General features: G+C 70.8%; 11 protein-coding genes and 1 pseudogene. 7 read left to right on the top strand and 5 right to left on the bottom strand.

Annotation, left to right across the window (positions count from 1 at the left end; genetic code table 11):
• From Q5694_RS26875 to Q5694_RS26860, 4 genes are all read left to right on the top strand, one after another.
• Window positions 1–330: chorismate synthase (locus tag Q5694_RS26875; RefSeq protein WP_333935956.1), on the top strand; the 330-nt coding region annotated here is incomplete at its 5' end.
• A 208-nt stretch (window positions 331–538) separates the two neighbouring features.
• Window positions 539–1,300 (top strand): AfsA-related hotdog domain-containing protein, encoded by a 762-nt coding sequence (locus Q5694_RS26870; protein ID WP_333935955.1) that lies wholly within the window; start codon window positions 539–541, stop codon window positions 1,298–1,300.
• A gap of 1 nt (window position 1,301) precedes the next feature.
• Entirely contained in the window at window positions 1,302–2,510 is a 1,209-nt protein-coding gene (locus tag Q5694_RS26865; RefSeq protein ID WP_333935953.1) for a chorismate mutase, read from the top strand.
• The gene (locus Q5694_RS26860) at window positions 2,486–3,097 is read left to right on the top strand and encodes a TetR/AcrR family transcriptional regulator (RefSeq protein WP_333935952.1); all 612 of its coding nucleotides are present in this window, start codon (window positions 2,486–2,488) and stop codon (window positions 3,095–3,097) included. Before Q5694_RS26865 ends, Q5694_RS26860 begins: the two co-directional genes overlap by 25 nt.
• Window positions 3,098–3,147: 50 nt before the next feature.
• On the opposite strand, the gene Q5694_RS26855 is transcribed toward Q5694_RS26860, so the two are convergent.
• Window positions 3,148–4,158, bottom strand: coding sequence for a LysR family transcriptional regulator (locus Q5694_RS26855; protein WP_333935951.1), 1,011 nt, complete (start codon window positions 4,156–4,158; stop codon window positions 3,148–3,150).
• Window positions 4,159–4,911: 753 nt separating this feature from the next.
• On the opposite strand from Q5694_RS26855, the gene Q5694_RS26850 reads away from it, so the two are divergent.
• The gene (locus Q5694_RS26850) at window positions 4,912–5,166 is read left to right on the top strand and encodes a response regulator transcription factor (protein ID WP_333935950.1); all 255 of its coding nucleotides are present in this window, start codon (window positions 4,912–4,914) and stop codon (window positions 5,164–5,166) included.
• A 57-nt stretch (window positions 5,167–5,223) separates the two neighbouring features.
• On the opposite strand, the gene Q5694_RS26845 is transcribed toward Q5694_RS26850, so the two are convergent.
• The gene (locus Q5694_RS26845; protein ID WP_333935949.1) at window positions 5,224–5,895 is read right to left on the bottom strand and encodes a TetR/AcrR family transcriptional regulator; all 672 of its coding nucleotides are present in this window, start codon (window positions 5,893–5,895) and stop codon (window positions 5,224–5,226) included.
• Window positions 5,896–5,969: 74 nt separating this feature from the next.
• Window positions 5,970–7,148 (bottom strand): MFS transporter, encoded by a 1,179-nt coding sequence (locus Q5694_RS26840; protein ID WP_333935948.1) that lies wholly within the window; start codon window positions 7,146–7,148, stop codon window positions 5,970–5,972.
• Window positions 7,149–7,372: 224 nt separating this feature from the next.
• Here Q5694_RS26840 and Q5694_RS26835 point away from each other — a divergent pair, with 224 nt between their 5' ends.
• A complete protein-coding gene (locus tag Q5694_RS26835; protein ID WP_333935947.1) occupies window positions 7,373–8,191 on the top strand; it encodes an SAM-dependent methyltransferase in 819 nt (272 codons plus the stop codon).
• 278 nt (window positions 8,192–8,469) lie between these two features.
• On the opposite strand, the gene Q5694_RS26830 is transcribed toward Q5694_RS26835, so the two are convergent.
• Both Q5694_RS26830 and Q5694_RS26825 read right to left on the bottom strand, forming a co-directional pair.
• Window positions 8,470–9,117, bottom strand: coding sequence for a hypothetical protein (locus Q5694_RS26830; RefSeq protein ID WP_333935946.1), 648 nt, complete (start codon window positions 9,115–9,117; stop codon window positions 8,470–8,472).
• 214 nt (window positions 9,118–9,331) lie between these two features.
• Entirely contained in the window at window positions 9,332–9,712 is a 381-nt protein-coding gene (locus tag Q5694_RS26825; protein ID WP_333935945.1) for an antibiotic biosynthesis monooxygenase family protein, read from the bottom strand.
• A gap of 80 nt (window positions 9,713–9,792) precedes the next feature.
• Here Q5694_RS26825 and Q5694_RS26820 point away from each other — a divergent pair.
• A pseudogene (locus Q5694_RS26820) lies at window positions 9,793–10,050 on the top strand (MarR family transcriptional regulator); the annotation flags it as partial.
• Window positions 10,051–10,114: the final 64 nt, after the last annotated feature.

Below are 10,114 nucleotides of genomic sequence, written 5' to 3'. Positions count from 1 at the left end.
ACCGAGGAAGGCGTCAGACGGGCCTCGGGCCGCTCGGGCGGCACCGAGGGCGGTCTGACCACGGGTGAACTGCTGCGCGTGCGGGCGGCGATGAAGCCCATCGCGACCGTCCCGCGCGCCCTGCGGACGGTGGACGTCTCCACCGGTGAGGCCGCACAGGCCCACCACCAGCGTTCCGACGTGTCCGCCGTCCCGGCCGCCGGGATCGTGGCCGAGGCCATGGTGGCCCTCGTCCTCGCCGACGCGGTGGCGGAGAAGTTCGGCGGCGACAGCGTGGCCGAGACCCGCCGCAACGTGCGGTCCTATCTGGGCGGCCTGCCATGGAGTTGAGCGCGGGCCCTCACCTCAGCACGGCACGGGTCGCATCGTGCCACGTCGACGGCTCCCCCGTCTGCGTGGACAGCGGCCGCGGGCCCCCGCCCCGGGCCCTCAGCACCTCAGCCAACAGGTGATCACCGGGCGCGTCGCGCCGACTTCACGCCGGAAGCACGTCCGCGGCTGCGCACGACCGCGGTCTTTACTGCCAGGAGGCAACTACATGAGCAGCTCAGCCACTTCCCGACTCGTCGTCGGAGACCGGTTCCGCGACTTCGCCGACGCCGTCGGTGCCGATACGTTCTCGCGGCTCGCCCGCTCGCTCGACGCGGGCGACCTCGACACCGTCGACGGACCGGTGCACGTGGTCACCGGCCAGGGCGTCGGAGAGTTCGAGATCTCCTACCTCCAGGACGCCATCACCCGACGGCAGTTGGACGACCGGATCGTGCTGGTGCACTCCGCGGAGCGGCCCGCCGCACGCCAGGAACTGCACAAGGCCCGCGAGGACAACGTGCTCGTCGCCGGACTCACCCAGGTCGACGACACGACGTACGAGGCAGCGCTGCGGTTGCACGACCACAACGAACTGCTCGTCGACGTCCAGGACCGGGTGCACGTACAGGGGATGGTGGCCGTCGAGGCGGCCCGCCAGATGCTGGTGGCGGTCGTGGAGCGCTACTACACGGCCCGCTGGCCGCAACAGCGCTACTACATCGTGCTCAACTCCATGAACACCACCTTCTCCAACTTCCTGTTCCCCGTGGGCGCCACGCTGCGTCTGACCGTGGACGAGTCGGAGGTGGCGGAACCCAGCCGGCTCACCTTCCGCACGACGGTCGAGGTGGAGCAGGCCGGGCGGATCGCCGCAGTGGTCGGGATCGACGCGGCCGCGTTCGCCCCCGGGCTGCTGGAGGAGAAGGAGCTGCGACGGGCCAAGGGGGCCGTGGCGAGCACCATGGACACCGCTCTGGCCACCGCGTGAGATGAAGGCACCGACACCGCACGTTCCGACAGGTCCGGCAGGAGGACGACCTCCCCGCCCACAGGGGCGGTTCGCCTATCTGGGGCCGGCGGGCACCTTCACCGAACTGGCCCTGCGGTCCCTTCCGGAGGTGGCGGGCTCCCGGCTGTCGCCGGCCGCGACAGCCGCCGACGCCCTGACATCGCTGTGCCGCGGTGCCGTGGACGCGGCCATGCTGCCCGTGCACAACACCGTGGCCGGACTGGTCGCGGACACGGTGCGCGCTGCCGCCGAGTCACCCGCGCTGAGCGTGCTCAAGGAGGTCGTGCTCCCCGTCGAGTTCGCCCTGCTGGTCCGTCCCGGCACACGGCTCGCACAGATCCGCACGGTGAGTGGGCACCCGCACGCCGGGGCACAGGTCCGCGGATGGCTCGACAGGCGGCTGCCGGAGGTCCGTTGGACACCGGCACCGTCCAACGCCGAGGCCGCGCGCAGGGTCCGCGACCGGGAGTGCGACGCCGCCGTGGCGGGCGACTTCACCGCCGCGCACTACGGCCTGCGAGTCCTGGTCACCGGAATGCAGGACACGGCCGGTGCGGTCACCCGGTTCCTGCTGTTCGCGCGGGGCCGTGGCCGCGTCGGCGCCGGTCCGGCAGACGACCGCACCTCGCTGATCGCACGCGTCGAGAGCCGGCCCGGAGCACTCGACGGGCTCATCGAGGATGTGCGGCGCCACCCCCTCCTGCGGGCCGTGTCCGTCCAGGTGGTGTCCGACGGGCGGAGCGGCTCCGTCCTCTTCGCCGACTGCCCCGGCAGCATCGAGCAGTCGGCGACCAGGCGGGCCGTGGACCTGCTGCGCCTGCGTGTACCCGGGCTGAGAAGCCTGGGTTCGTACCCCTCGGCGGCCCGAGTCCCGACACACGAACGGAGCAGGACGATGCACACCGAGAGCACCCCAGGCACCGGAAGCCCCACGAAGGCCGGTTCCGGGGACATCGCGCGGCTGCGTGAACAGATCGACGCCTTGGACCGTTCCCTCATCGGGACGCTCAAGGAACGGCTGGAGACGTCGCGGCAGATCCAGCGCATCCGCACCCGGGGCGGCGGCTCCCCGGTCGACTCCGGCCGTGAGCTCTCCATACGCGGTCGGTACGCCGACGAACTGGGGGAGGGCGGAGCGGGCGTGGCCGAGGCGCTGCTGGAGATGTGCCGGGGGCGGGCACCGCGGTGACCCCGCCCGTGACGACGCCGACGTCGTCACGCCGTGGCCGTCGCGGTCGTGAGGACGTCCTCACGACCGCGACGGCCCTGTTTCACGAGCGTGGCTACGAGGCGACCAGCATGAGCGACATCGCCGCCCGCCTCGGCTTCACCAAGGCGGCGCTGTACCGGCACGTGGAGAGCAAGGCCCAACTTCTGCGGGCCGTCACCCAGCCGGTCCGCGACGACGTGCGGGCCCTGCTCGGCGCGAGCGACACGGGGACGGGCGCGCCGCTGGACCGGCTCGTAGGACTACTGCGCGGTGTGGCCGACGCCGCGGCGCACGACCCGGCGCGTCACGCCCTGTTCTGGGCAGCGGGCGGCGAACCCGGCCCGGGCAACCCCGACGCGGCGTGCCGGACGGCCGTGGTCCGCCGGCTGACGGAACTGCTGGAGCGGGCCGCATGCAGCGGTGACATACGCAGCGACATCGATGCCGGCCTGACGGCGCGACTGCTGCTCGGCGCCTGCACCGGTTCGGTCCCGCCGGTGTCGTCGTCGGATGTCGATGTCCTCCTCGACGGCCCCCTGCGGCGTCCGGCCGGCGCCGGGAGCTGAGCATCGTCCGTCCGCTCGAAGGAACCCTCGGCGGGACGGGACCGGCGCTGTCACCGTCGGCCCCGGTCGTCCCGATCAAGAGGACGGGCCGAGGGCGCTGACCGGGTCAGTGCGGAGCGGACGGCCTGCCGGAGCCACGCGTGGACGGGTTCGGTCTCGCGGCGGGGGTGCCAGGCCTGGCAGATGTGGATGGGCTCGGTCTCCACCGGAAGGTCGAACAGTTCGACGGACACGCACTCCTGCGCGCTGGCGGCGAGCGAGTGCGGCATCGCGGTCACCAGGTCGCTGGACGCGATCATCAGCAGCGCCTCCCCGTAGCTCGCCACGGAGGCGATCACGTCCCGCCGCAGCCCGCGCGCCTTCAGGGCCCCGTCGATCGGGCCCGTCATACGACCCTTGCGAGAGACGCTGACGTGCCGTACCGCGGCGAACGCCGCCGCACTCGGCGCTCCGGCCAGCAGAGGGTGCCCGGACCGGGCCACGCCCACGAACCGATCCGCGAAGAGCGGTTCGATCCGCAGTTCCGGGCTGCACTCGTCGATGACGCCCACCTCGATGTCCACGGCTCCCTCCCGCAAGGGCGCGCTGCCGTGGCTGTTCTCCGCCGTGAAGGCGAAGCGGGCGAGTGGCACCTCCGAGCTGGCCCGGGTCAGCAGAGCCGGGGCCAGCACCGCCGCGTAGGCCTCGTCCGCCACGATGGTGAGAGTCCTGCTGACCCGGGCGAGTTCCTGCTGCCGGCTCGGCGCGAGGAGGGCCTCGGCCTCCCGCATCAACGCCCTTACTCTCGGTTGGAGTTCCAATGCCCGCGGCGTCGGGACGAGACCCCGCCCGGCGCGCACCAGTACCGGGTCGCCGAGCGCGCGGCGGATCTTGGACAGTGCCCGGCTCATGGCGGGCGGGGACAGAGCCAGACGCTCCGCCGCACCGGTCACGCTGCCCTCCTGCAGAAGCGCGTCAAGGGCCGGCAGGAGGCGCAGGTCCACGTGCGACGCGAGGACACCGGTCGGGTCGTGGGCGCAGTCACCGTCCTGGCCGGGATCGTCGGTATCGATTTCACTCAAGGCTGCTCCTGAATTCGGTCCGCTGCTCGATGTGGGCGCGCCGGCATGATGTGACATTCCGCCGACGACCATGAAGCCGAGATATCTGCGCGCCTTCCGAGCGGCGGAATGCGCGGCTATCAAGAAGAGGGTTACGGTCGCGGGAGAAGCGGCATCGACACCGTCCGCCGATACGCGGCTGATCTACAGGGTGCATGATCCTCGTGGACAGATCGCACTCTTGTGAGATCTATTTCGGCCCTGCCGTTCTTTTTCCGGTGACGGACTTGTCTCGCCGCCCGAAACAGGTCACGGAACACATCGACTATTCCTTTCTTGAGGAGGGTCTCCGAGCCCTTCGGGTCAATGGCCGGAGAGGTGATCGAGCCATGCTTCGTGTAATGTATGGCCGCTCCGCAGCGGCGAAGCGGATGGCGTTGAGGTACCAGGTCGCCGCCCCTGCGAGGTCAACCCTAGTGATCGTGCGACGTGTAATCCAGCGTTATGCATGCATCGTACATTTTCTTTGCGCGGAATCGTGGATTCCGACTGCGTCGAGGAAGAAGTTCAGAATGCAACCTTCGCGTGTGAAGTAACCCACGTTTAATCCGCGGTTTTCGGTCCCGCCCATATACTGTTTTCGTGACGAGCAATCGTTGAAGATGCGGCCGCGTGGGCAAGGGCGCTCTCGCGGGCGCATCGTGATGAGTGATGACCATGCATGGCAGGGGGAAGTACATGTCTCGCGCATCCAGGCCGACGCCCGAAGGATTAGTGGCCACTCTCCATCCCGATCAGGGGCCGAGTCGCCAGGCCGTCAAATCGGCCTCGGCGCTCACCCCGCGTGAGCGCCAGGTGCTCAACGGGATCAAGGAGGGGAATTCCAACAGGATGGTCGCCCGATTGCTCGGCATATCCGAGCGGACGGTCAAGGTCCATCTGCACTCGATCTTCATCAAGCTGGGCGCGGCATCACGCACCGAAGCGGTCATCGAGGCCATCAGGAACGGCTGCATCAGCCTGCACTGACCGTCGCATGCGCGTGGCCCCCGACGAAGTCGGGGGCCACTTCAGGTCAGCTGCTCGTCAGCGGTCCGCCTTCGACGACCGGCGGGCGAGATCGAGGGCGAGGCGGGACGTGGTCTCCACCAGATCCCTGTCGATGGGGGAGCCGAAGAGCAGCACCCGGTAGTACAACGGGCCGAGCAGCACATCCACGACCTGTTCGATCGTGCGGTCGTCGATCACGAAGTCCTGTTCACGGGCGAGCAGATCCCGCAGGCCGGTCATGTCGCGCTTGCGCTGCTCCTGCAGGAACTCGGACCGCAGCGATGCGGCGGTCTCGCTGTCCAACTGGGCGTGGCCGAGGAGGGCCAGCAGAACCTGTCCGGCCGGCTCCTCGAAGAAATCGGCCACGCGCCGCAGGTGGGAGGTGAGGTTCTCCTCGACGCCGGCCTCTTCGTCCACGCGCCATTCCAGCGCCTCGCGGGCGTCATCGGTGAGGGTGTCGAGGAGGATGTCGACCTTCGACTTCCACCAGCGGTAGATCGTCTGCTTGGCCACGCCGGCGCGCTGGGCGATGCCCTCGATGGTCAGAGCCGAGAAGCCCCGCTCGACCAGCAGATCGTCCGCGGCGTGCAGTACGGCGAGACGTACGCTCTCGCTGCGACGCGGGCCGGTCCGGCTGATGACCGTCGTCTTGTCGCAGGTCTGGTGGGGTTTGGGCGTGGCGCTGATGGTTTCGTCAACCCTTCGCATCGTGTCGTCGTCGTGATTCTGGCACAGTCGGGCCCTCCCGGTCCGGTTCGCGGGCGGAGCCCCGGTCGCCCGGGTCAGGCGGCGTTCCGGCCGGTGCGCACCAGGCTGAGCAGTACGCCGAGGCAGAGCGCGGCGACCACGGCGCTGAACGTCTCCCCGGCCGGGCGCAGGCTGGTCTCGCGGATCAGCACGCCCACTCCGATCGCGGGCACCGCCAGCATCGAGTACAGGATGGCGAAGAAGGTGGAGACCGAGGCGCCCCGATGCTGGGGGGCGCTGCGTGTGGTGATGCTGCCCAGACCGTGACCGACGGCGACGCCCGTGGCCAGACCGTTGATCGCGGCTCCGACGAGCAGGGGGGCCAGGGAACTGGTGGCCATCGCGGTGGCGATCAGGCCGGCCGCGACGATCAGGCCCAGGCACGCCGCCGGCAGGGCGGTGGTGGGCTTGAGGGTGCGGACCAGGAGCTGGCCGAGAGCGGTGCACGCGAAGGCGACGAAGACCACCAGGCCGGTGAGCGAGTGACTCGACTCGTGCAGCACCGTCCCCAGGAACAGACCCGTCACCGCGGTCAGGACTCCGAGCACGGCGAAGCCCGCGCCCGCGGCCATCGCGGAACGCAGGAAGTCGGACCGGATCTCGGCCGGGACGTGCAAGGGCTGGAACTGCAGGGAGAAGCCCGAACGGTGGGCGGAACTCTCCCCGTTGAGGGCGACGCCGAGCACCGCGATCGCGGCGAGGCCGAGCATGACGACCCACGGGGTGCGCAGCGGAGACGGTGCGAGGTCCGCCAGGACGCCCGCGAGCAGCGTGCCGCACGCGAGCCCGCCCATGTTCGCGAACAGCGCCAGGGTCGCAGGCTTGATACGGCTGTGCTGCCCGAGCCGCTCGGTGAGTGAGGCGGTGGCGGCACCGGTCACCAGGGCGGCCGAGAAGCCGGAGACGACACGGGCGACGAGCATCGCGGCGACGCTCTGGGCCAGCAGGAAGATGCCCGCGGCGCACACGGACAGCAGGGTGGCGGCGACCAGGACCGGGCGGCGGCCCACCTGGTCCGAGAGCCGGCCGAAGACCAGCAGGCCGAGGACGACCCCCAGTGCGTAGACGGCGAAGACCACCGTCACGGTGAACGGGGTGAAGCCGAACTCCTCGCCGTACACCGGGTACAGGGGGGTGGGCGCCGTGGTGCCCGCCATGGTGATCCAGAAGGCGAAGGCCACGCTGAACACGGCGAGGCCGCCGCGTGCCCTCACTGAAGCGCTCGTCTGATCGACGGCGCGAACGGTCGAGTTCCCCACGGAAGTGGCCTCTCATGAGCGGTGTGTGTGCAGAACGAACAGCAGAGACGCGGCACATGCCGAGACTCACCGTTGCGTCTACCGAGGAGACTAGACTAGTCGTCTCGTCTATTCAATGGGGTCGGTTGCACCCTCGACGTCGCAGAACCGGCGGTGAGGAGGAGGTTCGGCCGGGGAGAATGACCGCCATGACGTACGAAGGCTCCTTAATCGACCCGACCAAGCCGAGCATCGCCCGCGTCTACGACTACCTGCTCGGCGGCAAGGACAACTACGCCGTGGACCGGGAGGTCGGCGACGTGTTCAAGCGTGATCTGCCCGGGTCGGTGGCCATCGCCTTCGCCAACCGCGCGGCCCTGGTCCGGGCGGTCGGGCAGATCGCGAAGACCACCGGCATCCGGCAGTTCATCGACCTGGGCAGTGGTCTGCCGACCGCGGACAACGTCCACCAGGTCGCGCAACGCCACGCTCCGGAGTCCCGGGTCGTCTACGTCGACATCGACGGCCAGGTCCTGGTCCACGGCCGTGCGCTGCTGGAGAACAACGACCGGACCCGTGTCGTCGCGGTCGACGTGCGCGACCCCGAAGGCATCCGCTCCCACCCCGCGACGCGGGAGATCATCGACTTCGCCCGTCCCGTCGCGGTCGTCCTCAGCGCCATCCTGCACCACGTCAACGACGACGAGGACCCCGCCGGCATCGTCCGCTACTGGCGAGACCATGTCCCGAGCGGGAGCCACTTCTTCATCAGCCACTTCCGCTCCGGCGACAACCCGGAGACCACGGAGGCGGAGAAGGTGCTGCAGCAGACGTTCGGTCGCGGCCGGTGGCGCACGGACGCGGAGATCGCCTCCCTGCTGGACGGCCTGGAGATCCTCGACCCCGGGATAGTCCCCGCGTCGCTGTGGCGTCCCGACGAGTCCGACAGCCCGTGGAACAGGCGAGAACTCACGGTCTGGGAGCACCTCATCGTCGCAGTCATGGCCCGCAAGGTCTGACGAGCGCGCGGCCGGTGGGCGGTGGCGTGGCTACGTGGACCAGCTTGTCGAACTGTGCCGGGAACGGTGAGCCGATCGCGGAGGTCTCGGGCACTGCCGAGGACCTGCTGCTGATGCTGTGGGGACGCACGGCGCGGACACCGAAGCGGTGACCTGGGCCGGGGACCGTGAGGCGGGGTTGCGCGTGCTCGCCGGTCCGTCGGTCCCCCGACGTGGTGACGGTGCGGCAGGACCGCCTTCCCGCGGCGGGACCGTCCACCACGTCACGTTTCGGCTGCCTACCGCCGCCGGCTCCGGGGCATCAGGCCCGCGCGGCGGGCCAGTTCGTCCTCCGGCCCGGTGCCGCGGCGCCTGCCCGGCGTGGAGCGGACGACGTAGCGGAAGGGCAGCCCGCCCGGTTCGGCGAGCATGCCGCCGAACCGGGTGTCGCCGGCGAACCACACCCGGTCCGCCGGGCGGTGCCCCTGTGGACGCGGCCCGTCCCAGCCGTCCCCGGGGACGGGGAAGGAGCAGTGGCTCTGACCGTCCGGCTGCAGCAGCACCACCCGCCCGTCCGTCCCCCAGCGGCGGCCCTGGGCCCGCTCGCCCTCGGAGGCGACCACTCGGACGTCCTGCGTCCGCACGGGCCAGACCTGCCAGCCGTAGGTGGACATCACCAGCCGCTCCCGGCGTCGCGCCCTGCGCCACAGCAGCGTCAGGCCGGCCGTGACCGCGATGACGGGGGCCAGGCAGGCGCCGGTGACCAGACCCGTGGCCGATCCGGGACCCGCCAGGCAGCCGACGGCCACCAGCAGCAGTACTTCGGCGGTCAGTGCGACGATGCCCCACCGCGCGCCTCGTTCCCGCCGCCGCAGGACGTCCTCGACGCCCGGGGTGTCCACCGCCACCCCGGGCAGCACCTCGTAGCCGTACTCCACAGCGATCATCGCGCTTCCCCTCCCCAAGGGCCGTGGTCCGGCCGCTCGCCGACCGCCGCCAGGACCTGCGGCGGCGGCTCGCCGGCCCCCGCCGCGCCCAGAGCCTACTGGCCCCGGCCAGGTCCGAATCCGGAGCGCACCGAGGCGGACGCGGACGGACCACGGCGCACCCCGCGGCGGCAGGGGGCAGACTCCGGAGGATCCCCCCGCCCCGTGCACCTGGTCAGCCGGCTGTCGGGCTCTCCGGGGCCTGCGCGCGCGTGAATGCGTGGCTCCGCTCCACTCTCGCCACGTGCAGCGTGTAGCTCTGGTACCACTCGGCCCGTCCACGCTTCTGCGCGGCGCGGTGCTCGGCGTCGCTCCGCCACCGAGCGAGCGCGTCGGCGTCGCGGAAGTACCCGACGGTGATGCCCAGCCCTCCCGGGGTCTGCGCGTGGTCCATACCCAGGAACCCGGGGACGTCCTTCACCAGGTCTTCCATGCGCGCGTTCGTCTCGCTGTAGCCGCTCTGGTTCTGGGTGCGCACCGTGGTGAAGACGGCCATGTAATAGGGGGGTTCGAAGGCTTCGACGGGCGCGACAGATGCTTCCGAGTGATCGCTCATGGCGCCACCGTAAGTCGGGGTACGCCCGGCGAGCCAGCGTCTTTCCCGGGCGGCACACATGACGGACCGGGCCCCGGCCGATGCCGTCCGGGCTCGCCGCCGGCTCCGGCGCACGGTACGCGCCTGCCGGTTCACCACCGGAGGTCTTCCAGCCGGCCCGCGCCCACCGCGCTCACGCCGCCGCCAGGCTGCGCGCCATGAACCTGCACCCGGGGCAGGAACTGCTGCTGATGCGGCTCTTCGACCACGACGGGCGGACCCAGGCCGAACTGCTGGAACGGGCCGGCCTCGACCACTCCACGGTCTCCAGGTCCCTGCGGAGTGACCGGCCTCTCGGCCCGCCCGGGCCCGGTGGGATCGCCCGGGCTGCGGTCACACGGGATGCCGTAACGGGTGGGCGGC

The sequence above is a fragment of the Streptomyces sp. AHA2 genome, assembly GCF_036857595.1.
Taxonomy (GTDB): Bacteria; Actinomycetota; Actinomycetes; order Streptomycetales; family Streptomycetaceae; genus Streptomyces.
The sequence above is the reverse complement of the archived record's forward strand: the minus strand, read 5'-3'. Positions and strand labels throughout refer to the sequence as shown.